The 24,389-nt window shown below is 61.4% G+C and carries 22 protein-coding genes; 12 read left to right on the top strand and 10 right to left on the bottom strand.

All coding sequences use genetic code 11. From position 1 onward, the window contains the following. Nucleotides 1-9: 9 nt before the first annotated feature. Nucleotides 10-2,901 carry a hybrid sensor histidine kinase/response regulator gene (locus PXH66_RS19690; protein WP_330930795.1) on the bottom strand — a complete coding sequence of 964 codons (2,892 nt, stop codon included), beginning with the start codon at nucleotides 2,899-2,901 and terminating at the stop codon, nucleotides 10-12. A 519-nt stretch (nucleotides 2,902-3,420) separates the two neighbouring features. Between PXH66_RS19690 and PXH66_RS19685 the strand changes: the two genes are divergently transcribed. From PXH66_RS19685 to PXH66_RS19675, 3 genes are all read left to right on the top strand, one after another. After that, nucleotides 3,421-4,626 carry a hypothetical protein gene (locus tag PXH66_RS19685; protein WP_330930796.1) on the top strand — a complete coding sequence of 402 codons (1,206 nt, stop codon included), beginning with the start codon at nucleotides 3,421-3,423 and terminating at the stop codon, nucleotides 4,624-4,626. An 810-nt stretch (nucleotides 4,627-5,436) separates the two neighbouring features. Next, nucleotides 5,437-5,931 carry a hypothetical protein gene (locus tag PXH66_RS19680; RefSeq protein ID WP_330930797.1) on the top strand — a complete coding sequence of 165 codons (495 nt, stop codon included), beginning with the start codon at nucleotides 5,437-5,439 and terminating at the stop codon, nucleotides 5,929-5,931. Nucleotides 5,932-5,956: 25 nt separating this feature from the next. Beyond that, entirely contained in the window at nucleotides 5,957-6,631 is a 675-nt protein-coding gene (locus PXH66_RS19675; protein ID WP_330930798.1) for a hypothetical protein, read from the top strand. Between the two features lie 23 nt (nucleotides 6,632-6,654). Here the strand turns inward: PXH66_RS19675 and PXH66_RS19670 are convergent, their stop codons facing one another. Together PXH66_RS19670 and PXH66_RS19665 are read right to left on the bottom strand one after the other, a co-directional pair. Next, complete coding sequence (locus tag PXH66_RS19670) at nucleotides 6,655-9,573, bottom strand: WD40 repeat domain-containing serine/threonine protein kinase (protein WP_330930799.1); 2,919 nt, start codon at nucleotides 9,571-9,573, stop codon at nucleotides 6,655-6,657. 63 nt (nucleotides 9,574-9,636) lie between these two features. Next, entirely contained in the window at nucleotides 9,637-10,326 is a 690-nt protein-coding gene (locus PXH66_RS19665; protein ID WP_330930800.1) for an RNA polymerase sigma factor, read from the bottom strand. Nucleotides 10,327-10,596: 270 nt separating this feature from the next. Here PXH66_RS19665 and PXH66_RS19660 point away from each other — a divergent pair, with 270 nt between their 5' ends. The 3 genes from PXH66_RS19660 (at nucleotide 10,597) to PXH66_RS19650 (ending at nucleotide 12,780) form a co-directional block, all read left to right on the top strand. After that, the gene (locus PXH66_RS19660; protein ID WP_330932124.1) at nucleotides 10,597-10,728 is read left to right on the top strand and encodes a hypothetical protein; all 132 of its coding nucleotides are present in this window, start codon (nucleotides 10,597-10,599) and stop codon (nucleotides 10,726-10,728) included. 82 nt (nucleotides 10,729-10,810) lie between these two features. Continuing rightward, a complete protein-coding gene (locus PXH66_RS19655; protein ID WP_330930802.1) occupies nucleotides 10,811-11,863 on the top strand; it encodes a 3-deoxy-7-phosphoheptulonate synthase in 1,053 nt (350 codons plus the stop codon). A 221-nt stretch (nucleotides 11,864-12,084) separates the two neighbouring features. Beyond that, entirely contained in the window at nucleotides 12,085-12,780 is a 696-nt protein-coding gene (locus tag PXH66_RS19650; RefSeq protein WP_330930803.1) for a DNA alkylation repair protein, read from the top strand. 90 nt (nucleotides 12,781-12,870) lie between these two features. On the opposite strand, the gene rlmN is transcribed toward PXH66_RS19650, so the two are convergent. From rlmN to PXH66_RS19630, 4 genes are all read right to left on the bottom strand, one after another. Then, the gene (rlmN, locus tag PXH66_RS19645; RefSeq protein WP_330930804.1) at nucleotides 12,871-13,977 is read right to left on the bottom strand and encodes a dual-specificity RNA methyltransferase RlmN; all 1,107 of its coding nucleotides are present in this window, start codon (nucleotides 13,975-13,977) and stop codon (nucleotides 12,871-12,873) included. Beyond that, complete coding sequence (locus PXH66_RS19640; RefSeq protein WP_330930805.1) at nucleotides 13,974-14,396, bottom strand: VOC family protein; 423 nt, start codon at nucleotides 14,394-14,396, stop codon at nucleotides 13,974-13,976. Before PXH66_RS19640 ends, rlmN begins: the two co-directional genes overlap by 4 nt. Next, nucleotides 14,393-15,211 (bottom strand): histidinol-phosphatase, encoded by an 819-nt coding sequence (locus PXH66_RS19635; protein WP_330930806.1) that lies wholly within the window; start codon nucleotides 15,209-15,211, stop codon nucleotides 14,393-14,395. Before PXH66_RS19635 ends, PXH66_RS19640 begins: the two co-directional genes overlap by 4 nt. A 124-nt stretch (nucleotides 15,212-15,335) precedes the next feature. Further along, on the bottom strand, nucleotides 15,336-16,586 hold the full coding sequence (locus tag PXH66_RS19630; RefSeq protein WP_330932123.1) for a M20 family metallopeptidase: 1,251 nt from the start codon (nucleotides 16,584-16,586) through the stop codon (nucleotides 15,336-15,338). A gap of 116 nt (nucleotides 16,587-16,702) precedes the next feature. Here PXH66_RS19630 and pdxH point away from each other — a divergent pair, with 116 nt between their 5' ends. From pdxH to PXH66_RS19615, 3 genes are read left to right on the top strand one after another with little or no spacing between them, the layout of a single operon-like run. Next, nucleotides 16,703-17,341 (top strand): pyridoxamine 5'-phosphate oxidase, encoded by a 639-nt coding sequence (pdxH, locus tag PXH66_RS19625; RefSeq protein ID WP_330930808.1) that lies wholly within the window; start codon nucleotides 16,703-16,705, stop codon nucleotides 17,339-17,341. Beyond that, the gene (locus PXH66_RS19620; protein ID WP_330930809.1) at nucleotides 17,338-18,903 is read left to right on the top strand and encodes an ATP-binding response regulator; all 1,566 of its coding nucleotides are present in this window, start codon (nucleotides 17,338-17,340) and stop codon (nucleotides 18,901-18,903) included. The genes pdxH and PXH66_RS19620 overlap by 4 nt, the downstream gene beginning before the upstream one ends. 21 nt (nucleotides 18,904-18,924) lie before the next feature. After that, entirely contained in the window at nucleotides 18,925-19,425 is a 501-nt protein-coding gene (locus PXH66_RS19615) for a SixA phosphatase family protein (protein ID WP_330930810.1), read from the top strand. Between the two features lie 15 nt (nucleotides 19,426-19,440). Here PXH66_RS19615 and PXH66_RS19610 read toward each other — a convergent pair whose 3' ends face one another. Then, complete coding sequence (locus PXH66_RS19610) at nucleotides 19,441-21,003, bottom strand: response regulator (RefSeq protein WP_330930811.1); 1,563 nt, start codon at nucleotides 21,001-21,003, stop codon at nucleotides 19,441-19,443. A 113-nt stretch (nucleotides 21,004-21,116) separates the two neighbouring features. Here PXH66_RS19610 and PXH66_RS19605 point away from each other — a divergent pair, with 113 nt between their 5' ends. Together PXH66_RS19605 and PXH66_RS19600 are read left to right on the top strand one after the other, a co-directional pair. Continuing rightward, a complete protein-coding gene (locus PXH66_RS19605) occupies nucleotides 21,117-21,833 on the top strand; it encodes a lipoate--protein ligase family protein (RefSeq protein WP_330930812.1) in 717 nt (238 codons plus the stop codon). A gap of 81 nt (nucleotides 21,834-21,914) precedes the next feature. Next, on the top strand, nucleotides 21,915-22,904 hold the full coding sequence (locus PXH66_RS19600; RefSeq protein WP_330930813.1) for a sodium:calcium symporter: 990 nt from the start codon (nucleotides 21,915-21,917) through the stop codon (nucleotides 22,902-22,904). 8 nt (nucleotides 22,905-22,912) lie between these two features. Here PXH66_RS19600 and PXH66_RS19595 read toward each other — a convergent pair whose 3' ends face one another. After that, complete coding sequence (locus PXH66_RS19595) at nucleotides 22,913-23,335, bottom strand: hypothetical protein (RefSeq protein ID WP_330930814.1); 423 nt, start codon at nucleotides 23,333-23,335, stop codon at nucleotides 22,913-22,915. Between the two features lie 263 nt (nucleotides 23,336-23,598). On the opposite strand from PXH66_RS19595, the gene PXH66_RS19590 reads away from it, so the two are divergent. After that, entirely contained in the window at nucleotides 23,599-23,829 is a 231-nt protein-coding gene (locus tag PXH66_RS19590) for a hypothetical protein (protein ID WP_330930815.1), read from the top strand. 179 nt (nucleotides 23,830-24,008) lie between these two features. Here PXH66_RS19590 and PXH66_RS19585 read toward each other — a convergent pair whose 3' ends face one another. Next, complete coding sequence (locus PXH66_RS19585; RefSeq protein ID WP_330930816.1) at nucleotides 24,009-24,380, bottom strand: hypothetical protein; 372 nt, start codon at nucleotides 24,378-24,380, stop codon at nucleotides 24,009-24,011. Nucleotides 24,381-24,389: the final 9 nt, after the last annotated feature.

Below are 24,389 nucleotides of genomic sequence, written 5' to 3'. Positions count from 1 at the left end.
ACCGCACCGTCAGGGCTGGTCGCCATCCTCCAACCAACGGTCGAGCGCGGCCACCACCTCCGGCCCCACTTCACGTGCTTCGGCTCCACTCGCCACGTGCTCCAAGCGTCGACTGGCGGTGAGCAGGGCTTCATCCCCGACCGCAGAAGCACTGTTCGCGAGGTAATGGGCGCGCCGCTTGATGACCACGGCATCGCCCTCCGTCAAAGCCGCAACCAAAGCTGCCCGCTGGGCTGCAACGTCGGCTTGAAACAGTTGCTGCAGGTGATGGTCGATCGCGATGCGGCGCGCCACCATATCTGGTCGATTCACGCGCTCCGCGTCACCCACGAGTGCACTCGCCAACGCGGTCAGCGCCACCGGTTTCACCAGAAACTCATCCATGCCCGCATCGAGGGCACGTTGCACATCACCCGGACCGGCATGAGCGCTCACGCCCACGATCCGCAGCGGCATCGGGGCAACCCCGGGAGCCCGCAAACGGCGCGCCACTTCGATTCCATCCATGCCGGGCAGCGCCAGATCCAGCACCACCGCATCGCAGGGTTCGGATAAAACGACCGGAAGCACTTCATCGCCGCGCGTCGCCTCGACGCACACCGCGCCGAGATCACCGAGGACGGAAACAAAGAGCTCACGCACCAAAGGATTGTCCTCCGCCACCACGATGCGACGACCTTTGAGGGAGGCATGAGGGGGCGAAATCTTTCCCCGCCGAAACGCGGGCGGTGCCACCGGAGCCAACGCCAATGTGACGGTGAATTTCGCGCCCGCCTTACCGTCGCTTTCCACCGCAACTTCACCCTGCATCACCCCCGCCAACGCCGCCACGATCGCCAACCCCAATCCACTGCCCTCTTGGGTGGAAGCTTCGTCCAACCGGGAAAATGCCTCGAAAAGCGTGGCCTGCTGCTCCGGCGGCACGCCCGGCCCCGTGTCCGACACTGTCAACCGCACCCGCGACGCCTCACCTCGTTCAGCCCACGCAAGTTCCACCGCGACCGCTCCCTCCAGCGTGAACTTGAGCGCGTTGCCCACCAGGTTGGTCACGATTTGCCGCAAGCGCATCTCATCCACATTGAACCATTGATCCGCCAACGCCGGGTCGACCGCGCATCGCAGCTGCAACCGTTTCTCCGCCGCCCGGGGCTGCAACCCCTCCACCATTTGCTCGACGACCCGACCCAGCTCGATCGGGGCCGGCATCAGCCGCAGTCCCCCCGCCTCGATCGCACTGAGATCGAGCAGGTCGTTCACCAGCCGTAACAGCAACTGGCCGTGCTCCTGCAGGCGATCGAACCGCCGACGTGCCGTCTCATCGGTGGCATCGCGCGCCAACAATTCACTGAAGCCCAACAGCGACTGCAACGGCGTGCGCAATTCATGGCTCACCTTGGCCAAAAACGCCGTTTTGAGACGGTTGGATTCGGTTTCGGCCGCCGCCCGCCGCCACGCCGCCTCCCGCTCTCTCAAGCTGCGACGCTGGGAAACGATCAACGCGCCGGCCACCAACCCCAGAGCCACGACCAACAGCGGACCCGCCCGCCACTTGCGCTCCAAGCTCTGGAAAAACTCCCGCCGCACATAATCCAACCAACCGAGCATACGGCCGTCGGCCGCCACCAAAGGCGCCCGACAATAATACTCCGCCCCCATCTCCGGCACCGCACTGTGCTCGATGTAAGGAACGGGTTGCGCCCACCGGCGTGCGTCCTCCGCCGTCGCCCGACGCACCAGCATCACTTCCTCCACGTCCGGCGGCAACTCGCTCGAAGCCAGTTCGATCAACCACTGATCCTTGAGCACCAGAATACGCGCCCGATCCAAAAACGGTGTCTCCTCCACGATGCTCGCCAACTGCCGACGCAAATCCTGCGCCGTCGCGGATCCGAGCACCGCGGCCCGCCATTGCAGGGGTTCGGCTCGACCCGCCGTCGTGCTCGCAAAGTCCCACTGCCAGGCCTCGCCCACCAACGGTTCCAGAAAACGCGGATCAAACACCATCGCCTCCGCCGCAACCGAACGCAGCCGGTTTTGCTGCAGTTCATTACGATTGTCCGCCCCCACGCGTTGCGCATAGCCCAATCCCAAAACCAACCAAACTCCCGCGAACACAAAAAACACCCGCCCCTCCCGGGCGCTTTGCGACGGATCTTCGTTCCGCCGGTTCGCCAACGCTGCTTTCGCCAAGATCCCCAATACCGCCAACCCCACGCCCGCCGACCACACCGCGGCCAGCAGCCCCACCGCGGTCGCAGCGGCCTCCCGTTGCAATCCTCCGTCCCAATAGGCAATCGGTCCGACCGTGGATAAAAAAGGCACCGACGCCGCCAGCCACAACCACCGCCGGGATCCGCCCGCACCGCCGTGCTGCCACCCCGCCCCTGCCAGCACCCCCGCTGCCAACAACCACGTTCCGACCTCCGGCGAGCCAAACTCCATCGCCGCGGCTAAACCAGCCAACGGCAACCCCCACCAACGCCCCCACTTCCGTCCCGCCCTTTCCGCGCCAAACCACCACCACGACGCCGCCCATGTCGCCCAAATCGTCGCAATGAGGAAATCGCCCAGCAACTCGACCGATATCAGCGCCGGCACATAGACATTCGTCGTGCCCGGCACCAAACGGTCCTGAAACCAATCAAAGGTCGGATCGTAGATGAGAAACTGCACCACCGCCGCCGCGATCGAAGCCAGCGCCGCCGCGGGCACCCACGACCAAACGGATCGCGCATCGGGATGTCGCCACCACACGACCAAGGCCCAACTCCACAACACAAGCACCGCGAACCATCCATAATCCTGATGCACCGCCATCCGTTGCATCCACAGCGGAAAATATTCTCCAGGTAACAGGGCAAACATCTGCGAGCCGCCAACCTGTGCGCCGGAGAGACTCACGGCAAGCGCTCCGCATGGAAGGGAAACCCCTCATTTGACTGATGAATCAGGTTAGGCGGGAAACCCTAGGGCATTAGCCTAATTTTCAGAAAATTAAGGTAAAATCCCAACCGAACCCCAGATCGGATGAACTTGGCAGCCGTTGTGCAGTCCGAACCCCCTAACTCCCATTTTGCCCATGAAGCACATCCTACAAACATTCTGGCTGACCGTCCGCTGCATTTGTTCCGAGAACGTCGCGCGCGACGTTCTTTTCGCCGACGACCATCACGCCCGCCAGCCCCGTATGAAAGTCGCCGTGGCTCGGTCCCACCAAACGTGGTCCCACGGGTAAATCCACTTCGGAAACCGCTCGCCTAAACCGTTCCCCATCCCTTCAACGACGGGATGGGTTTTTTCGATCGGTTACGCGGCAAACCATCCCGCCAGTCCCCACCTTCGCCTGCTCCGGCGAACCCGACGCCGACTCCGGTCGAGTCGGACGATTCAGAAATCCCTCCCGCCCCCGAAATTGGGCCCGTGGGCCCCAAACTCGAAGCCGCCCTTGAGCAGCTCGAACTCCGCAACCTCGACGGAGCCCGCGAAATCTACGACGAGGTGCTCAACTCCACCGCCGGTGACCGCCCCGATGTGCTCGCCCGGATCTCCGGAGACCTCGGTGCCACCGGCCATATCGACACCATCCCGGAACTGATCGCCCCGCGCTACGACGCCGAACGCCACGGCCCCGCCACCGGAATCAATCTGCTGCAGGCCTACCTTGCCATGCGCAGTCCGGAGTCCGCCCAGCACGTGCTCGACCTGCTCTTTGCCCTGCAAAAACCCGAACTCGAGGAACGCCTCTGGGGCTTCTCCAACGCCATTGCCGAACTCATGGTTGATCGCCGCCAATCTCGCTCCGGCGGCAGCGGCTCCACCCACATCAACCTCGTCACGATCAGCAAACCCATCTGGGCCTACGGCATCGAACAAATCGACGGCCTCTTGCCCGCCAAATCCGACCAGACCAAACGTATCGCCTTCGGCCAACTCTCGCTCCCGGGCATTCAAGACTACGAAAAACTCGCCGCTCAGCCCGAAGAAGCAATTGGGCGCTTTGCCCGCGGCTTCCCGCTGTGGATGGCCGAGACGCTTTTCTTTTCCGCCCAATACAGCGCCGTCGGCGTCATCGGCATCAAAGAGCAGGCCCACTACGCCCTGTTTCCCAACGAGTGGACCACCGACAACATTCGACAACTCATCGACACCGCCGGCGGCACCACGATCGACTACGTCGTGACCGGCTCCCTGCAAGAACAAGGCGGCGACTACCAGATCCGCCTTCGCCTCTGGGAGATCAAAGGCTTCCGCGAGCGCAAGGCCTTCGAAGCCACCTGGACCCCGGCCACCGCCGACCAGGTTCTCGCCGACCTGCACCAGCAAATCCGATTCTTTTTTGAATGGAAAGCGACCGACGGCATCCCCTACGCGCCCACGGCACAGCCCACGGCCTGGATCGACACCCTCGGAGCCTCCGTCTCGACCTTCCTCGCCGACAAAGGCGTGCTCCCCCGCGAACAACTCGCGCCCCTGCCAGGCAACCTAATCGCCCCCGACACCGACACCACCGCCCTCGCCCGCCTCACCATCGCCGACCGCTGCCAACGCCTCCCCCTCGACACCGAGTTACCCGGACTGCCTGACACACCACTCGTGGCTGCCGCGAGAGCACGGCTCGGACTGTAGAAATCAAGCCCAGTCCGGGAAGGTAAACCGCCGACGATTGCGTTTCCCAACGTAGGTCGCACGCTCGCGGGCGGACTCCAGCAGGGAACCCTATCGCGACAGGAGGCGACTTCAAAAACAAGGGCGCCTCCACCTGCAGTGGAGCGCATCAGCCTTTTCATAAGATCCCGAGTGAGTTCTGTCAGGAACGCGGCGCAGACCGCGTGTTAAAAGCCAGCCTTCCCCTGAAACTTGGAGATGGGCTCCGCCCCAACCCGCCAGTCATTCTTCGCTTCAGCACCTCCTTGGTGGCCATACAAGAGATCAACCCCCTTGGCCGCCCGCTCTTCAACCAAACGGAGGCAATTGAAGAGTTGGTCGTCAGCGACGAAACATCGCATAAAAATATGAAATCCATTAACCACGCGCCAGTAGTTTGGAGACCTCCGAGATTCTAAATTCCACCGATACCCGCCACCTCTTCCCTGGACTCCACTTGGAGCCTTCGAACGCATAATCGAGATACTACATTAGATCCTACTGGCTGATTGAACGGGACTAAACGCTCACCCTCGAACAACCACCATTAAACTCGCTTATCGACACATCTTTCGCTGTAAAGAAGGCCGACTGCTTTGACAGCATTACCCCTCGCCAAAATTCAACCTTTTCACTGGTGCCAGCTCCATTCCAGAACCCAGTAGCTGCGCCACTCTGGGCCTGTTTTGGGTCGCCGCCGAGCACGCACTTGAAAGGCACGAACCATGCTGCGAATCAACCGTCGACGATCGCGTCCAAACGTCAGCTCTTTCATCCTAAACCCGCCCCACCATGCTCGAACATGAAACCCTAAACGTCATCGCTGCAACGGCCACGTTTAGCTACAATGACAACATCACCGTCCATTGGACACTGCTCGAAGATTCGAGCGATCAGTATTCGTTTCACATCGAGTTTCACGACTATCAGCCGAAGCCTTTGAGTTTACTTACGCTCGGGATTCAAGGCGTAAAGCACTCGGTCAAACTTTCCGAAGTGAAGGGAGAAGACGTCCAAATCTGTGAGCACTCGGAAGGTCCCACTTCGAAATGGGTGCAAGCCGATGATGCGATTGTGCCAAAAACCGGCCAAGGGTTTTTTATTCGCGACCTTAAAGAGGACAACGTTTGGTTCATCAAATCAAAGGGCGATTTCAGCCTGACGGTGACTGCGCTGAAACGGAAGCGGGCTGGAACCTTGTTGTGGCCAAAAGGAGGAGGACTTGAAGCATTCACGGGCCACGACAACATCCCACCTCCGTTTCCCGCCGGTTCGTCCGATCGCTGAACGTGGAGAGCCAACCCCTTCATCCATGAGCTATAAATCTGTCAGGAATGGAGAAGAGCCGCGTTTTACCTCAAACCCATCCACGAAAATCATGAACGGCTTAATATCACTCTACCCCCGCTTGCGTCTCGCAATCATCGCTCTGCTTATCTCTTCCGCCAACATTGTCTCCGCGCACTCGGATCATGAAGAACTTAAAATGGTGCGAGCTTCAGCCATGTATGAATATACCAATGGCCTGATGGTGACCTGGACCGCCCTTCCTCCCGACAAGACACCGACCGGGGTCGTGTATTCAGTTTTAATGGACATGACACGATACCATGCTCACCACGCTGAAACCCCCTTCTGGAGTTTGGTTAACATCGGCCTGCAGGGCATAAATCATGACACCGAAATTTCGGCAATCGCCGGGCTCGGCACCAATGATACTATCGAACTTGGTTATCTCTCCGGTGGTTCCCTGAAGTGGGTAAAACTAGTTCCTCCCTTCAAAATCTTCAAGACCGGGGTAGATGGATCGACCCAAAACACCAACCTGGCCGAGGTGCGCTACATTCGGAGCTCGGCCAAGTTGCTCTCCTTTACCGTCAACTTCAAGGATCGCAAAATTGCGTCTCCGATCGTTTGGGAAGATACCCATAGTCTTGGTCACGACAATATTCCTCCTCCCTTTCCTGCAGGTTCCTCAAATCCATGAATCTCCGCTTCCAAGAATTCCGTTTACTGCAAGATATCAAGATGGCCTGACTTACTGATCGCTGCCAGCGCGCGGCCATCAGGAGCGATCGCGAGCATCTGGGTCGGCTGACCAGAGTGGAGGCCCAGTGCGGCAAAGTGAATCCATGACCCCACTTCCAGCACCTGAATATCGCCGTCGTTGCCCGCGACGAAAAGTCGCGAACCGTCGGGTGATGTCCGCACGTCCTCCGCGGCCGCCGTTCCAGTGGGAACGATTGCGTTTCGCTCACCGGAATGGGCGTCCAAAATATGAAGATTTCCATTCACCGTCGCCACGGCCAATTGTCCAAACCTCGGCAGAAGACATAATGACGAGGAAACCACCGGCATCGGCGTCGCCCACAACTCCTCGCCCGTTTCGAGGTCTTGGCAATGAATCTGCAAATCCCTGCCGGTAGACCATACGCGCGTGCCTTCGTCATCCACCGTTAGGGCCCACCTGTAGCCAGTATCAACGACGCGTCGGATTTGAGTTTCGACAGATCCAGTCCACATGGATCCATCACCGCGCGTCAGAACCACCCGACCCGTCCGTGCCGCCAATGCCACCGCGACAATAGTGGTCTCGGCGCGACCGATTTCTGCTTGAACCAAGCCCGTAAGTTCTTCGATACCCACCAAGGCCGCACCATCGGCTGATACTCCCCATCCGACCCCGTGAAAAGAACCTGCCGCCCAACGCATCTCGGGCCACTGAAACTGTGATGACATGGAACCGCGGTCGAATCCCCTCACCCCATTTTCATCAGGTGCCAACAAGTAACGGGAGTCACGCGTCCAGGCCAATCTCAGGCTCGCCAGTCCCGCCGAAATCCGAGGCGATTCCGCGATTCCCGCTCCGAGATTCCACCTCACCACGTCACCCGCCTGACTGCCGGAATAGGCCAGGACTCCGTCCGATGAAACAGCCACCGAAGTCAGCAGCCCAGCTTGGCCCCACAGAATCCGCGAATGACCATCTTCATCCATTAACAACCCCGCCCCCACCACTCGAGCACTGCCCACGCCAGCATCGTGCGTGATAGACCACCGCCTGCCACTTTTTGGCGGTAACAGGGTGTCAAACTTGTCCCACTTGCTCGTGACAGGGTTATACCACGCCCGCTTCCCGGATAGGTCATCCACCACTTCAAGTCTCGTTTCCTTTCCGGTGGTTGCAATCCAACCCATACTACCGGGACGCACTGGCGGAATGCTCCATTTCAACATGCCTTCCACCATGGTGGTCATCACGAACTCAGCCTCACCGCCTTGCCCCCTCAGCCACGCTATCGCCAAGTCCTCATTATCACTTCCAGCAGCAATCCTGAAGGCTTCCCAATCAGTTGCCGCGCCATTCGGAAACAATGTTTTCAACACTTCCAACTCTCCTCCTGGCGTCCCATCCCACCTGAGCAAACGCCCAGGGTAACTTCGCTCCACTCCCAACCAACGTTCGCGAGGATCCAACCCGAGAGCCCATAGATTCGATCCCGGACCGGGCGTGGATTCAAACGAGTCTCCTTCCCAGCTCCAACGACAGGGATTTGCCTCTCCATCCACCCCCCAAAGCCAATCTCCATTGTGGGAAAAACCCGCCGTGTCTGAAGCTGATTCGAACCGGCGCATGATCTCTCCCGTCTGCGGGGAATATGCCGTTATCACACCCGTCGTATCCAAAACGGCCAGGGCGGCTTCATCCGCGCTAAGCTCAATCCGAACGATGGCCGGTCCCTGGTCGCGGTAAAAATGCGCGACATCTCCGTTTGCCCGACGTCGCAGAACTCTCCACTCGAAGTCGGCTGCAACGCTGTTGCGAGTTTGTTCCGCCAGTGCAAGCAAGTGACGGGAACTTCCGTAAACATGCTTATCCAATGCCCGTGAAGCTTGAGCCAACAAACCCGCATATTGCGTCTTGCGCGCCAGCGCATCGCGTTCGGCTTCGGCTTCGGCGCGCAGCGCCATTTCTTGTTGGGCGCGGTCCCACGCGATCCAGGCGCCGGCTCCCGCCACCGCCGCCACGGCGGCCAGCACTGCCACCATTTTTAACGCGCGCGCCAAGCCGCGCTCCGCCGCCCAAAGACGTCTGACTGACTTCCCAGCCTGCACCAGCAACAGGTCGTCGAGCAACGCACGAGCGTCCTCGGGGCGCCGTTTCAGGTCGGGCTCGCAGGCGCGCAGGATTACCGCATTGAGCTCAAGAAACGCCATTCGATCTTCGCGTTGCGAAAACGCTTCGGGCAACTGCGGGAACTCGTTGCGATCAAGTCCCGTCGCCAACTCGTAAAGCACTTTGCCCATCGCATAGACGTCCGCCGCCGGCGCGCCCGGTCCCTCGGGGGCAACAAATCCCTCCGTGCCGACAAACGTCAGCGCCATCGTGGCCGAAGCCACGAGACCGATGTCGGCCAGCTTCGGCACGCCGCTCACCATGATGATGTTGGACGGTTTAATGTCGCGATGCACCAACCCGTGTTCGTGCAACACCGCGAGCCCGCGCGCCATTTCCACCCCGAGTTCGAGCACGCGTTTGACCGACAACTCTCCTTCGCGCCGCACTTCGCGTAACGTCAGCGGCCGGTAGGTCGCCGGATCGATCTCAGCTCCCGTGGCCGCATCGTCGGCCAATTCCATGACGTAGTAGAAAAACCCATCCTGATCGCGACGCGCCACGTGCAGCAGGGCGAGCTGCCGCGGCCCCACGAGAGACACGCGTTCAAACTCGCGCAGGCCCCGAAACTCCCGCTCGTAAGGCACCTCGTCCTCGAACCGGTTTCGCCACACCACCTTGACCGCCCGATATACCCCTGTCGCCGTGCGGGCGATCCACACGTCGCCGTAGCTGCCTGCCCCGATCAGCCTTAACAGCTCATAGTCGGGGATGCGCGGAGGGACCGGGGTCGAGTCCGACGATGTCGTCACGGCTCGACCCGTAGCGAGTCACGTGCCGCGACTCGACCCTATTTCGCGTAAATTCGTGCCTGCTTAATTGATGTGCGTGCGCAGGCGGGCGACTTCCGCTTTCAGTTGTTTCGTCAGGCGACTGTTGATCGCGTAGACTGATGCCAGGCCCACGCCCAGCTCGCGCGAAACTTTCACGAGACTCCAACCGCGTTCGCGATGGAGTTGAAACACCTGCAAATGCTGCGGCGACACCTTGCGGCCCAGTCGGGTCATCGCGGATTCGAGCAGCTGCTTCTGCCACTCCCGGTCCCAATGCTCGTCTTCGTTGATTCCGGCCGCCGGGATACGATCCAACAGCGGCGTGCCGGTCGAGGTCGCCCCATCTCCACCACTAAACGGCGGCGACGAATCGCCGCCGATTCCCGGCACGCGACGTCGCTCGCGCAACTTATCCGCGATCCGCCAACGCGTTTGGTTGCCGAGCCAACGACGAAACGATCCGCGCTGCTCGCGATGCTCAAAATCACCGATCTTTTCAGCCACCCGCTGGAAAACATCATGGATCAAATCCTCGGCTTCATGATGGGTCAGCCCGGCCCCCCGAGCGACGCGATACACGTAATTCCGATACAGTCCGTAGAACTCCCGCCACGTCGCCATGTCCCGCCAATCGCGGAGCCGAAACAACAAACTCCCCCGCGTCCGCAGTGGCGAGGCGCTTTCAGTGGTCGTGACAGGGGCCGAATCAGCAAGGGGCGACGTGATGCTCATGGGATATGAAACGCGAAGAACCGGGCATTCCTTACATCAAAATCATTCGAAGCGCTCCCCTTTGAAATGGGCAACAATCACCATCCCTGCCATCGGCAGGTTGACGCCCCGCCCTCTTCAGGGGGATTGCCACGGCATTGGGCTGGCCATTAGCATGAACCTGCGTCACGTCAAAACCGCTTTCGCTCCCCCTCCTTCCTTTGGCTCCCCTGCCTCTTGAACGATTTCCTGCTAACTCTTGGACTCATCGCCGCGGCGATCTGCCTTGCCATGGCCATCACCGCCTGGCGCATCCGACGCATCCAATACCCTCCGGAATTGCGTTGGCCCAAGGACCGCGGGCAGCGCTCCCGTTCCAAGTCCAAATCCAAACCCGACTCCAAGTCTCCGCCTGCAGACTAAGGGTGTGTTTGGGAACAGCCCCGAACCGAACCACCTCCGACGTCTTGCCAACCGCGTGGCGGCGTTTCAGTTTCTCGGCCCCATGTCCCAGACCGCCGACCTGCGCATTCGCGCCATCAAACCCCTGATCGCGCCCGGCGTGCTCGCCGACGACATCCCGCTCGACGAAAAATCCACGGAACACGTCGCCGCCGCCCGCCGCGACATAGCCGCCATCATGCGCGGGGAGGATGATCGCCTACTCGTCATCACGGGGCCCTGCTCCATCCACGATCCCGCCGCCGCCCTCGACTACGCGAACAACCTCCGCACCGTCGCCTCGCGATACGCCGACGACCTGCTGATCGTGATGCGCGTCTACTTCGAGAAACCCCGCACCGTCGTCGGTTGGAAGGGCCTGATCAACGACCCCGACCGCGACAACTCCTACAACATCACTCAGGGGCTGCGCCTCGCCCGCCAACTCCTGGTGGATATCTCCGCCCTTGGCCTCCCCATCGCCACGGAGTTTTTGGACACCACCCTCGGCCAATACTACGCGGACGCGATCAGCTGGGGAGCAATTGGTGCACGCACCGTGGAAAGCCAGGTGCACCGCGAACTCGCCTCCGGATTATCCATGCCCGTCGGTTTCAAAAACCGCACCGACGGCAACCTCCAGGTCGCGATCGACGCCATCCGGTCCGCCGCCAAACCCCATTGGTTTCCCACCCTCACCCGCGAAGGTGCGCCCGCCATCATGGGCACCGCCGGCAACCTCGATACTCACCTGGTGCTGCGCGGCGGAACGGACGGTCCCAACTACGCCGCGTCCCATATTGCAGCCGCCACCACCGCCCTGCAGCAACACCAGCTGCCACCGTATGTGATGGTCGATTGCAGCCATGCCAACAGCCGCAAAGACCCGTCGAAGCAACCGGCGGTGGCCACCGATTTGGCGCAACAGATTTCCGGCGGCGAACCCGGCATCGCCGCCGTCATGTTGGAAAGCCATCTCGTCGGAGGCGCGCAGCCCATCGACACCGATCCTCTCGTCTACGGTCGTAGCATCACCGACGCCTGCCTGAGCTGGGAACAAACTCTGCCCGTCCTCGCCAACCTCGCCAGCGCCGTGCGCCAACGCCGCCTCCGTTAGGTCGTGCCTGAGTTAACCTCCCATTGCCAACCATGTAGGCAGCCTGCTCGCAGGCGCTCCGAGGAGAAAGCGCGAGCAAGCTCGCAGCCTACCCAGCGCCGTGCGCCGACGCGGTGATCTTTAGTCTTTCTCTTTCCTCTTTTCCTTATCGCCACTGAACGAAACCCATCCTTTCCAGCGGGAAGAGAGTGAAGAGAAAGAAGAACAAAAAAAGTCCGGACATGCCAACGACCCCCGCTAACGTTCGACTCGCCACCGCGCTCATCGCCGAACTCCGCGCCGCCGGCGACCCGCGCAACGTTGCCGGCCAACAACGCTTCGGCATTCGCACCTCCGATGAACAGTTGGGCTGCTCCATGCCCCTACTACGGGGTCTCGCCAAAGCGCACCGCCGCAACCAACCGCTGGCCCTCGCCCTATGGGAACAACCGGTCCACGAAGCACGCATCCTCGCCGCCCTCACTGCCGATCCCAGTCAGTTCACGCCCAAACTCATGGACAGCTGGATCACGGGCTTCGACAGCTGGGATGTGTGTGATCAGACATGCATGAACGTCTTCCGCCACACGCCTCACGCGTTCGGTCGCGTTCGAGCCTGGTCCAACCGTGAGCCCGAATTCGAACGCCGCGCCGCCTTTGCTCTGCTGGCCACTCTGGGGGTTCACGCCAAGAAAGAGCCCGACCAAACATTCCTCGATTTCCTGCCTCTCATCGCCACCGCCGCCACCGACGAACGCAATTTCGTGAAAAAAGCCGTCAACTGGGCCCTGCGCCAAATCGGCAAACGCCGGTCTCCTCCGCTCCACGCCGCCGCCCTGCAACTCGCCGAAGAACTCGCCGCCAGCCCATCGCCGAGCGCCCGCTGGATCGGCCGAGACGCCGTCCGCGAACTGCGTTCGCGATTCCCCAAACCCTAACCGACCTGATCCCCGAAACCGGGCCATCCGCCCCAATGTTCGTAATACGAACATTGAGGCGGGAGCGAGGGATCGTTGGGCTTGCTCCGGTTAACCCGAGGCCGAGGCGAGCTGGCCGCAACCGGCTCCGATGTCGATGCCGCGACGCTGACGGACGGTGCTCGGCAGGCCGTATTCAGCGAGGATGGCTTGAAAGCGTTTCGCCGCGACATTGTCGCTCGGCGCGCCTCCGTATCCGTTTGTTGGATTCAGCGGAATGAGATTCACCTGACCGGGAATGTTCTGAAGCAACCGGCCCACGGCGTGCGCATCTTCGGGACGATCGTTTTGTCCTTCAATCAGCGTCCACTCGAAGAAGATGCGCCGATCCATTTTTTCGACGTAGTAGCGGCACGCGTCCATGAGCATGTCGAGCGTCCACTTCTTCGCCGCCGGCACGAGGGCCGCGCGCCCTTCCTGGGTGGCGGCGTGCAAGGACACCGCGAGGTGAATGGGCTGACGCTCATCCGCAAGACGGATGATCCCGGGCACGACGCCGACCGTGCTCAGCGTGATTTTTTTGGCCCCCAGCGCGAGGCCGGCGGGATCACGCAGAATCTGCGTCGCCTTGATCACGGCATCGTAGTTGTGCAGCGGCTCACCCATGCCCATGAGCACGATGTTGCGCAGCCGCTCATGACGGTGATGGGGCGAGTCGTGATCGCCCTCGGCCAGAGCGGGATCATCCGCGATGGTGGCGCGCAATACGGCGTCGACATGGAGCGCCTGCGCCACGATTTCCGCCGTGGTGAGGTGGCGCTTGAATCCCATCTGTCCCGTGGCGCAAAACACACAGCCCATTGCACAACCGGCCTGCGAACTGATGCACGCCGTGACCCGGCCGGAGTAGCGCATGAGCACCGTCTCGATCTGTCGCTGGTCGGCAAGAGCGAGCAGATATTTGCGCGTAAAGGCATCGCTCGAGTGGGTCTCGCGGGCGATGGGCAGCAAGGTGGCCACGGTCTCGCGTGTCAGGCGGGAGGCCAGGTCCCGCGGCAGACTTGAAATAGCATCCCAGTCAGTGCGCCGCTCCTGATAGAGGTGACGCCAGATTTTGCCGGTGTGCAGAGGCTTGAACCCCCAGGTTTCGACCAGCGCCGTGAGTTCGTCGCGGGTGAGTCCGAGCAGGTTCAATGGGTGTTCGACGGCCGCGGTCATGAAAGTTCGGATACGGTTAAAGCCCCGGCGGCGTAATCGTAGGTCGTGACCTCAAGCGCATTGCCCCAAGGGTCGCTCAAATACACCGACCACGCCGTTTGATGGTCGACCGGCCCTTGCAAGGTTTGGCCCGACGCACGATAGCGACGAGCAAAGGCGGCAAACTCGCCGGCGGTGACGCGAAACGCCACCCGACGCCAGCCGCGCTCCTCGGCCGCGGCTTGTGGCTCACCGGTGAACAGCGCCAATTTCGTATCGCCGCCATCCGGGGAAACCATGATCGGTCCATTCTTGGCCCACTCGTCCGGCTGGGGAATCGGAACGAAATCGAACCACTCGCGATACCACGCCAAGGCGGCGGCACGGTCGGGCACCAACAATTCGATATGGTCCCAGCGCATCACAATCCGCGAGTTCAAGCCAGGGAAGCCAACGCCGCGTCGATGGCAATGGCGTGGGGTTCGCGCTCCAAGAACACGTGCACGTTTTCGTAACCCACCGCCTGCAGCGTCTGCAACGCCTCGCGATAGCCATCGGCCACGCGGTGAGGCACGTGCGCGTCGGCACCGATCACCACCGGGATGCCGCGTTCGTGCATCATGGTCAGCATCGCAGTGCCGGGGTTCATTTCCGGCAGGGCTTTGTTCACCCCACTGGTGTTGAGTTCCATGGCCACTCCCGTTGCCGCGACGCGATCGAGCATGCGGGCGATATCGGGCTGGATGCGGTCAAAATCCCAGGACTGTGGGGGCATGTTTTTAACCAGGTCGGGATGCGCCATGGTATCGAAGAGTCCCGTCTCGGCGGCTTCGGCCACGTGTTGAAAGTAAGTCTGTTGAAAAGCAAAGTCGTCGCCGTGGTAGAACCGGTTGCGATAGTCTCCGAGCTGCGGGTGCACCGACCCGAGCACGTGGTTCAGCGGGCGCCGACCATGTAGATTCTCCAACCACGGCTCGATTCCCGGCAGGTAATCGCTCTCCAATCCCACTCGCACATCGAGGCGACCGGCAAACTGTTCGCGAGCCTCCGCTATCATGCGATGGTAGAGCTCGTATTGCAGCGGATTCATCCGCACCGAGGCGCTCAGCCCATCCGGCAACGGGCAATGGCAGGTGAAAATGATCCCCTTCAGTCCCGCCTGTTCCGCCGCCGCCGCATATTCCACCGGGTCACCCTCCGCATGGTGACAGAGAGGGGTGTGGCAGTGGGATTCGTAGAGGAGCGGGGTCGACACGATTCTGCGAACAAGGCGCACCGCCGCGAACGGTGCAAGCCGATCTCCTCTTCGCCACACCCGCCCACGTCGGAAACGAGTGATCGAGAAAGGATAATGAACCCGCGAAAGATTTCCCGACCGGCTAGCCCGCAAACTTTACCAACAGATCCGCATAGATTCCGGCCGAATCCATCAGGTCACGCACGCGGGCGTGTTCATCCACGGCGTGGATTTGGTCGCCTCCCGGGCCGTAGCCCAGCGTCGGCACCTGGAAGTGATGCGAGAAGAAATGCATGTCGTTGAAACCGGTCGAAACACTGAATTCGGCTGTCTCCCCCCGCACTTTCGTCACGCTCTCGGCCATCGCCTTAAAAAACGGATTGTCCGGGGGATTAAAACACGCGTGGTTCTCGGAAATTTTTTCAATCGTGATGCGGCAGTCGGGGATCGACGCGGCCGTGCGGTCGAGCACTGCGCGCAATTCGGCCTCGGCGGCGTCCACGGTTTCGGTCGCCAACACCCGCCGGTCGATCGTGAAATGGGCCTCCGCCGGCACCGTGTTGATCTTGCCCCCCGGCCCGGCACCAAAGACGCCGCCCACGTTGAGCGTCGGCCGCATCACCGTGCCGTTGGGCGTGGTGAAGGTGCGTGTAGCCAGATCATGTTTGTGCCCCTCCAGGGCCAGCACGAGCGCGGACATTTTTTCGAGCGCATTGATACCGTGTTCGGGCTGCGAACCGTGGGCGGCCTTGCCATGCACCACCACGCGCAACCACGTCACCCCGTTGTGGCCGCAACAGACATGCCGCCCCTCGCCGCCTTCCATGACGACGACATAATCGGGCGCTATCTTCGCGTGATGCACCAACCAATCCGCCCCCAGCACGGAATCTGTCTCCTCATCGGCCGTGAACGAAACCTCGATATTGACCGCCGGCTCGACGCCCGTCTCTTGCAACGCCCGCAGCGCCATCAGCAGGGAGGCGATGGAACCCTTCATGTCGGCGGTGCCGCGGCCGTAGATCGCTTCGTCGTCGACAGTGCCGCTGAACGGGTCGCCGTGCCTCCACCGGCCCGAGACCGGCACCACATCGTAGTGGGCATTGAAGTGAATCGTTTTGGTGGCGCCCGCCACTTCACGCCGCCCCACCACGTTAAAACGGGGGAAATCCCACTGATCCTGCGGCAACGCCGTCTCCAACGCCGCCCGCGGGATCGGCAAACGCTCCGCGGTCAACCCCGCCCGCTGCATCTCCGCGACCAAGTGCTGGGTGATGGCATCGTAGTTGGTCCCGGGCGGGTTCGTGGTGTCGAACCGCACCAAAGTCGCGAGCAAATCCAACAATTCCGAACGGTGCTGTTCAATGTAGTGGGCGGGCGTGGGCTCGGTCATGAATGCGGCAAGGTGCGACATTGTCCGCCTCAAACCAAATCAATTTAGCAACCTTCTCCGCTCTGAGTTGTCTTTTGACAGCCCTCGACTCTCCGGGGCAAACTTCCGACACCATCATGGCATCACTGGCATCACTTCGCAAAGACTACTCTCTTGCCGGACTCGCCGAGGCTGACCTCGCGCGCGATCCGTTTCGCCAGTTCGATAAATGGTTCCAGGAGGCCGAGGCCGCCAACGTCATCGAACCCAACGCCATGACCCTGGCCACCGTCGACAGCGACGGCACGCCCCGCGCTCGCACCATGCTGCTCAAGAGTGTCGACGGTCGGGGTTTCGTATTCTTTACCAACTACGAAAGCGCCAAGGGCCGGGACCTCACGACGACCCCTCGGGCGACGTTGCTCTTCCCGTGGCTGGCCCTCGAGCGCCAGGTCATCGCCACCGGCACGGTCACCAAGATCTCGCGGGAAGAGACGGACGCCTACTTTCAAAGCCGCCCCCTCGGCAGCCAGTTCGGGGCTTGGGCCTCGCCACAGAGCACCGTCGTTCCCAGCCGAAAGACATTGGAAGACAACCTGCGGGCGGTGGAGTCCCGTTACGCCGGTCAACCCGTGCCCACGCCACCACATTGGGGCGGATACTGCCTCAACCCGGCGACCGTCGATTTCTGGCAAGGTCGTCGCAATCGGCTCCATGATCGTCTCCGTTACCGTCGCGCGGATCAGGACTGGGTGATTGAACGCCTCGCGCCGTGACCAACCCGCTACCGTCCGATTCCTCCCCGCCCGACGCCGCCCTCCTCGCCGGGGTCTTTCAATCGCTCAGCGAAGGCGTGTTGATCGCCGCGCCCGATTTCGGGCCCGCCGGTTTCCGGATCGAGCACGTGAACGATGCGTTGTGTCAGATTTCCGGATACACCGCCACCGAATTGATCGGCCAAGGTCACGCCAAACTGCATGTCGAGCGTTCGGACGTGAAGGCCCAACGCCACTGGCACTCCGCCACCGAGCAGCCCGAGACGCATAGCGACGAAGGGTTTCTGCACACCAAGGCGGGCAAGGCGGTCTTCGTCGCCTGGACCTTCAGCTGGCTGGCGGACGAACACGGCCGCCGGGCGCACGTGATCATCACCTACCGCGACATGACGGCCAACCGCCGCCTCCAGGATGCGTTGGTCCACTCCCAGCGCCTCGATGCCGTCGGACGTCTCGCCGGGGGCGTCGCCCACGACTTCAACAACCTGCTCTCGGTCATCAACGGCTACTGCGAGATTCTCCACCAAACCGTTGGAGAGAACGAGAAAGCCCAGCGCGAGATTCAAGAAATCCACCAAGCCGGCCACCAGGCGTCGGCGCTTGTGCGACAACTGCTGGCCTTTGGCCGCCGACAGGCGCTCGATCCGCGCGTGATCAGCCCCAATCGGCTCGTTCGCGAAAACACGGACATTCTTTCCCGTCTGCTGGGTGACGAGCGCTCGTTCGAACTCTCGCTGGCAGAGGAGGTCGGCAACATTCGCGTCGATCCGACTCAGATGCAGCAGGTGCTGCTCAATCTGGTCATCAACGCCCGCGACGCCACGCCGGCCGGCGGCCGCATCATCGTCACCACCGAAAATCGCACCGTGGCGCCCGCCCTCAACCGACGCATCACCGACATGCAACCGGGCAACTACGTCGTGCTCACGGTCAACGACAACGGCTGCGGCATGGACGAAGCGACGCAGACCGTGCTGTTTGAACCGTTTTTCACCACCAAGGAAGCCGGGGTCGGCACCGGACTCGGGCTCGCGCTCGTCTACGGCATCGTGCGACAAAGCGGCGGTCACATTTTTGTGCGCAGCAAACAGGGCGTGGGAACGACGTTCGAAATTTTTCTCCCCCGCAGCGAAGAGGATGCGTCACCCGCAATCGGTTCACTGGCCCCGCTGCCGGTCACGCGCGGACGCGAAACCCTGTTGATCGTCGAAGCCGATCATGTCGTGCGCAAAATGATCGCCGGCATTTTCACCGCCGACGGTTACGACGTCATGGACGCGCCCTCGGCCGCCACCGCGATTGTGGGGGTGAAACACCGCCAAACCACCGTGCACTTGATCATCGCCGACCACACCGAATCGTCCGGCGAGATGGAGCGTATGATCAAAACGCTGCACGAAAATCACCGTGGCCTGAGGGTGCTCTGCACTCCCAACCGCGACGACGCCTCCGCCTTGCCGTGGTTGAGCGGAAGTCACCAATCGATCCTGCCCAAACCTTTCGCTTTGAGCACGCTGCTGCAGGATGTGCGCAAGTTGCTCGATATCGACGACCAGCCGTAGCGACAAACTCCCGACACCGTCATGCGCCTTTATCTCATTCGCCACGCCCACGCCCCGGCCGGAGATAACGATGCCGCTCGCCCCCTCAGTGAACGCGGCCGGCAAACCACCGCGCATGTTGCGTCCTTTTTTCGCCACAACGGCAACCTGCGCCCCGGTCAGTTCTGGCACAGCCCGCTCGTTCGCGCCTATGAGACGGCCGTGGCTCTGGAGGCGGGCCTGGAGCTCGACGTGCCGTTGGTCGAAACCGATGGCCTGCTCCCTGGCGATGACCCGCTCATCATGGCTCGTCGCCTGGCGGAGTATCCGACGGTGCATGACATCGCGTTGGTGGGCCATGAACCCCACTTGAGCGGACTCGCGACGCTTTTGGTGCGAGGTAAAGCCAACCCCGTCGGCTTTCACGTTAAGAAGAGCGCGATTATTTGCCTGCGGCTTTCGGACAAAGTGCATGGACGCTCCAAACTCCCGCGCTGGCGCGTCGCATGGCACTTCTGCCCCGAACTCCTCAGCGCGGAATAGTCGCGGGCCCCGCCTTCAACGCCGCCCGGACATTTCGCCGAACACCTTGAGCAGAAGTTCACGCATCATCGAAGGCGTGAAGGGCTTGGGTAAGAAATCCAACAACTCACCCGCTTGCTCCAAATCGGGAATCTCCTTGGGCAGTGAACCCGACATGAGCACGAATCGAGTCGTCGCCCCCGACGCCCGCATCGCCGCAATCGTCTCCACCCCGTCCAGCCCGGGCATCTGGTAATCCACCAAGGCCAGATCGAACGGACCTTTCGTTTCATGGAGCTTCAACGCCTCTCGTCCTCCGTCCGCCACGAAGACGGTGAGCCCCGCATGCTCCATCAACATGGTGGAAAACTCGCGCAGGGTCGGATCGTCATCAACGACCAACACCCGCCTTATTTTGTTCACCCCCGGTTCTTCCAAACCGTTCGACTTCGCCGTCGACACCGTCTCCGACAATCCCGCCACCGCCGGACGCGAATCCGTGGCCCCAAACACCGACAACACCGCCGGCAAATACAGTTCGACCACCGTGCCTTTTTCCCGGCCCGGTCGCACCACCAACGCGCCCTGCCGCGAGCGGACCCAGCGATCGACCGCCGTGAGGCCGAGACCGAGATGATTTTCTTTAGTGGTGAAAAACGGTTCGAGCGCCCGGGCTCGCACGCTCTCATCCATGCCCGAGCCATCATCGGTCAGGGTGAATCGCAGGTATTCTCCCCCGTCCGGGCTCGCCCCGAACGGCGATCGACTCTCCGCCACGCCCAGCGATGTCTTGCTGACGGCGAGGTTGATCTCACCAGTGCGACCGGTAAATGACTCGAGCGCGTTGAAAGCCAGATTGGCCAGGGTCATCTGCAGCCCGGCAATATCCGCCCGAGCCGATGGCAGGCCGTGCTCGACCTCCACCTTCAACGTCACGCCGCTGCCAATACAGGCCTCCAACAACGGCAATACCTCCTGACGAAAGCGCACCAAGTGCACCACGTCATCGGCACTCGATTGCCGACTCGATGCGACCAGTAGCTGGTGACAAAGCAGGGTCGCACGCTGGCTGGAGGAACTGATTTGCGACAGATAATGCCGCAACTCCGTGACCGACAGATCCGGCACTTCCTCCACCGCGCTGGCATAACCCATGATGCCCCCGAGCATGTTGTTAAAACCGTGGGCCAACCCAGCCGTCATGCGACCACGCACAAAGGTCGATTGCTGCGAAAGCAGTCGCGACTCCAGATCGCGGAGCAATTCGGCTTTCTGTTCCAGAACCGCGACGCGCTCGTTCGCCCGTTGCAGTTGGGCGCTCGTTTCATCGACACGGGTCTGCTGAGCGTTGAGACGCTCGTGCAGCTCGAGCGCTTCGGCGTGCAGACGCCGCTGCACCCGTCGTGTGCCCCACGCCGCCGCCACCCCGCACACGAGGGCGCCTCCACCGACCATCATCCCACGAGCCACCCCGCTCGACGCCAGGAGCGGCGCGACCCCCAACATCAACAACGCACTGCCTCCCGCTACCATACCAACCGTCAGCGCGATATACGGACGGGGCGGGGGCAGGGGCAGGGGTGACGAATCCGAAGACACGAACCCATTGACGCTGTTATTTTCAATCAGGCCAATCGCAAAAGGCTTCCGGCGAATCCAATCAATTAAGGCCTGACGCCGCGACGATTCTACTGCCCTCATAACGACCTGCCATGTCGTTCGATTTCCTTCCCGCGCGCACCGATTCCGCCGCCACCAACATGGCGACGGATTTTCTGATGCTGCAGCATTATCCCACGCCCGCCCACGCCCGATTCCGATCCTACGGGTGGCAACGCCCCGCCTTCACCTTTGGCTACAGCCAAAAAATCGCCTGGGTGCGTGAGCAGATCGGCCATGATGGAGCCGACGCCGAACTCTGCCGCCGACCGACCGGCGGAGGCATCGTCGACCATCGCAACGATTGGACGTATGCACTCGTCATTCCACCCGGCCATCCGCTCTTCGCCGATCGCGCGGTCGCGAGCTACGAGGCCGTGCACCGGGTGTTGGCCACCACGCTGCAAGGCCTCGGCACCGACGCCCGGCTCAAGGAAAGCTGTGACCCCGACCCCGCTTGCGCCCCCGTCGGACCCGGCGTGTGTTTCGACCGCGCGGAACGCTTCGATGTGGTCCACGCCACCACCGGCCGCAAGATCGCCGGGGCGGCGCAAAAACGCAGCAAACGCGGCCTGCTTTTCCAAGGTTCGCTCAGCCGAGCCGAACTCGGTCGGCCGGATGACGACGCCCTGGCCGAAGCTTTCCCCCGTGCATTGGCCTCCATGCTCGGGCTCGAGGTCACCCATCCCGGCTGGCCCGAGTTGTGGGACGACTCCATCGATGCCCTCGCGGAAAACTATGCCTCCCCGGAATGGAACGAGCGGCGGTGAGACCTGACTTCGAAACGCGAAACGACGTCGCCGGTTTCGCGCCCCACCCGATGTGATCACCACACCTTCGCCTAAATTTTAGTGCATCCGCTCCGCGACTTCCTCGAACAAATGGACATCGTCCATCCGGTCACCTTCACGGTGATTTTTTTGTTGGCTTCGTGGCTCATGATTTGGCGGCTCGAAGCCATGTTACGCCACGGCTTGGAAGGCACCGCACTCGGCACGCTCGTGGTGCCCTACTGCTCCGGACTCGGTAACCTCATCTTCGTTTTCATCCTCTGGCGAGATCAGGGCGCGCCGGTTGAGATCATGGTCAACAGTCTCGTCAACAATGTCACCAACCTCACCCTACTGCTCGGACTGCCCGCCCTGCTGTGGCCGCTGCAGGTGGTGACGACGCGCGGCAAGGCCAAGGCGGATCGTCGCCACCAGCAACTCAGCCGCCTCGCGTTGCTGCTCACGCTCGCCGCCGTGGTATTTTTCACCGGTCTCACCTGGGCGCTCGGTCGCGACGGCACGCTCGATCGCGGTGATGGTTTCGCGCTCATCGGCGTCTTCCTGTTTTGGCAATGCTTCCAGGTTTTCGACGTGCTCAAACACAACGTGCAACGGTCCGCGGGATTCGGCGGGGCATTCTATCTCGACCTGGTCCTCATCGCTCTCGGGGGTTGGGCGATCTACGAAAGTCTGGACGGTTTGGTCGTCCACCTCAGCGCGCTCGAAACCGGATTCTTCCGCGCCGAGCATCTCGGCTGGATCACCGGCTGGTTGCTCGTCCTGCCCAACGCGCTGTTGGCGTTTTACTATGCTTGGAGAAAGCGGGCCGACATTGTCTACAGCTCCCAGATCGGGGATGGACACATCTGCATTCCGCTGTGCCTGGGAGTGTTTGCCGTGATGCGGCCCGTGCCCCTGCCGGCCTTTTTTCTGCCCGCCATCGCGGTGCTGGGCGGCGCCGTGCTCGTGCACGCGGTTTGCCTGCTCACCACCGGCCGCCTGCCGCGACCAATCGCGGGGGCGTTGGTCGCAGCCTACGGTTGGTTCGTTTATACCGGACTGCTGCAGTGATTTTCTGATCACTCCGCGATGCACGCATCGCGCCGAAACAACTCGCACAAATCGGCGAATACTTTCTGCGCGGGCATCCACGATCCCCGGGCCCTGATATCCGCCATGGTCGCATCAGTGTTGTTCCACCACAAATACGCCTGCGGACCAATCCGCACACACGCATCGTAGGCCGTGCCCGCCGCATCAGGCACAAAGGCAAACTCGCCGACCTCCAGTTTGCGTCCCTCGAGTTCGACCTGCAGTGGGCGAATGTCCGCATTGAAACGACTGCGAAATTTTTCCACGCGCGGGCCCTGATACGCGACGAGCTTTGCTCCTCCCTGCGTCAGCGTGATGATGGCCCACTCGTCAAAAACCCGGTCACCGCTCAGGGCATCCATCCGTTCGGCGCAACGCGAAATCAAGGGGCGGGCTTCTGCGATTGTCATGATTGACGTGAAGACGATTCCCTCGCGTCGCGCAAGTCCGCAGCACCATGCAAACTTAGTATCCACATTACGGATATGGTTCAAAAAAGGGGCGATAAACGCCGTTTAGAAATCTGCAAGCAACTATCACTGGATACTTGCAATTGGTAACAAGTGTTTGATGCTCAGGCCACGCGGCGCACGTTGCGCCAAGTGTTTGTGAGCCTGAAAAACTCATGAACGAATGATCAGAACCAACACAACGATCCCCAAAGGAAACTGCTATGGCTAAAGCCAAAAAGACGGTGAAGAAGGCTGCTAAAAAAGCACCCGCTAAAAAGGCTCCGGCTAAAAAAGCCCCAGCCAAAAAAGCCGCTAAAAAAGCGGTGAAGAAGGCTCCGGCCAAAAAGGCTCCGGCTAAAAAAGCTGCCAAGAAGGCAGTGAAAAAAGCCCCCGCCAAAAAGGCCCCGGCTAAGAAGGCTCCGGCCAAGAAGGCCGCCGCCAAGAAGAAGTAAGTCTGGCTTCACCCGACTAACATCCTAAGCAGCCGCCCCTCGAGGGCGGCTGCTTTTTTGTGCCCACTCGAAAGGGACCCGTGTGCCGCGCGCCGCGTGAGATGCGCACCACTGGATGAGCGCGAGTAAACTCGCGGCCGACCTGTTTCGGAAACGCCCGCCGACCGTTCCAGGTCGCGTCAGTTCAAATCCCACTTCAACGGCGCCTTGCCGGGGTCGCCGCCATCGCCGCCGCCCGGGCCCACCAATTCGAACTCACCTTCGGCTTCCGCGTAGGCTTCTTCCGGGGGCAATTCTTCCAACGGGGCAAAGCGTTCGGAGGAAAAACCGAGTTCTTGTTTCTCGGCATGAAAGGGATCGGGCGGATTGTTGATCTCCGCCAAAAGCAGACCCACCGTCGCGGAGTCGCCACCTTTGACAACTTTTTCACGACCGAGAAAAACCTCCCGAATGGTGTAGGTCTCCCCTTTGGTGGGGAGCTGTTTGTAGATCGCCCGAATCATATCCGGGAAAGTGTCGTTGATACAGACGACGCGTTGACCTTTTACCATGATGGGCGG

Source organism: Synoicihabitans lomoniglobus, assembly GCF_029023725.1.
Taxonomy (GTDB): domain Bacteria; phylum Verrucomicrobiota; class Verrucomicrobiia; order Opitutales; family Opitutaceae; genus Actomonas; species Actomonas lomonigloba.
This window is presented reverse-complemented; position numbering and strand designations above follow the sequence as displayed.

What these genes read in the sequence shown, in the direction of transcription:
- pdxH (WP_330930808.1), top strand. Translation starts at nt 16,703, where the DNA reads ATGGCATCACTGGCATCACTTCGCAAAGACTACTCTCTTGCCGGACTC.
- PXH66_RS19650 (WP_330930803.1), top strand. Translation starts at nt 12,085, where the DNA reads ATGCCAACGACCCCCGCTAACGTTCGACTCGCCACCGCGCTCATCGCC.
- PXH66_RS19605 (WP_330930812.1), top strand. Translation starts at nt 21,117, where the DNA reads ATGTCGTTCGATTTCCTTCCCGCGCGCACCGATTCCGCCGCCACCAAC.
- PXH66_RS19590 (WP_330930815.1), top strand. Translation starts at nt 23,599, where the DNA reads ATGGCTAAAGCCAAAAAGACGGTGAAGAAGGCTGCTAAAAAAGCACCC.
- PXH66_RS19615 (WP_330930810.1), top strand. Translation starts at nt 18,925, where the DNA reads ATGCGCCTTTATCTCATTCGCCACGCCCACGCCCCGGCCGGAGATAAC.
- PXH66_RS19630 (WP_330932123.1), bottom strand. Translation starts at nt 16,586, where the DNA reads ATGACCGAGCCCACGCCCGCCCACTACATTGAACAGCACCGTTCGGAA.
- PXH66_RS19655 (WP_330930802.1), top strand. Translation starts at nt 10,811, where the DNA reads ATGTCCCAGACCGCCGACCTGCGCATTCGCGCCATCAAACCCCTGATC.
- rlmN (WP_330930804.1), bottom strand. Translation starts at nt 13,977, where the DNA reads ATGACCGCGGCCGTCGAACACCCATTGAACCTGCTCGGACTCACCCGC.
- PXH66_RS19675 (WP_330930798.1), top strand. Translation starts at nt 5,957, where the DNA reads ATGAGCTATAAATCTGTCAGGAATGGAGAAGAGCCGCGTTTTACCTCA.
- PXH66_RS19660 (WP_330932124.1), top strand. Translation starts at nt 10,597, where the DNA reads ATGGCCATCACCGCCTGGCGCATCCGACGCATCCAATACCCTCCGGAA.
- PXH66_RS19680 (WP_330930797.1), top strand. Translation starts at nt 5,437, where the DNA reads ATGCTCGAACATGAAACCCTAAACGTCATCGCTGCAACGGCCACGTTT.
- PXH66_RS19665 (WP_330930800.1), bottom strand. Translation starts at nt 10,326, where the DNA reads ATGAGCATCACGTCGCCCCTTGCTGATTCGGCCCCTGTCACGACCACT.
- PXH66_RS19595 (WP_330930814.1), bottom strand. Translation starts at nt 23,335, where the DNA reads ATGACAATCGCAGAAGCCCGCCCCTTGATTTCGCGTTGCGCCGAACGG.
- PXH66_RS19585 (WP_330930816.1), bottom strand. Translation starts at nt 24,380, where the DNA reads ATGGTAAAAGGTCAACGCGTCGTCTGTATCAACGACACTTTCCCGGAT.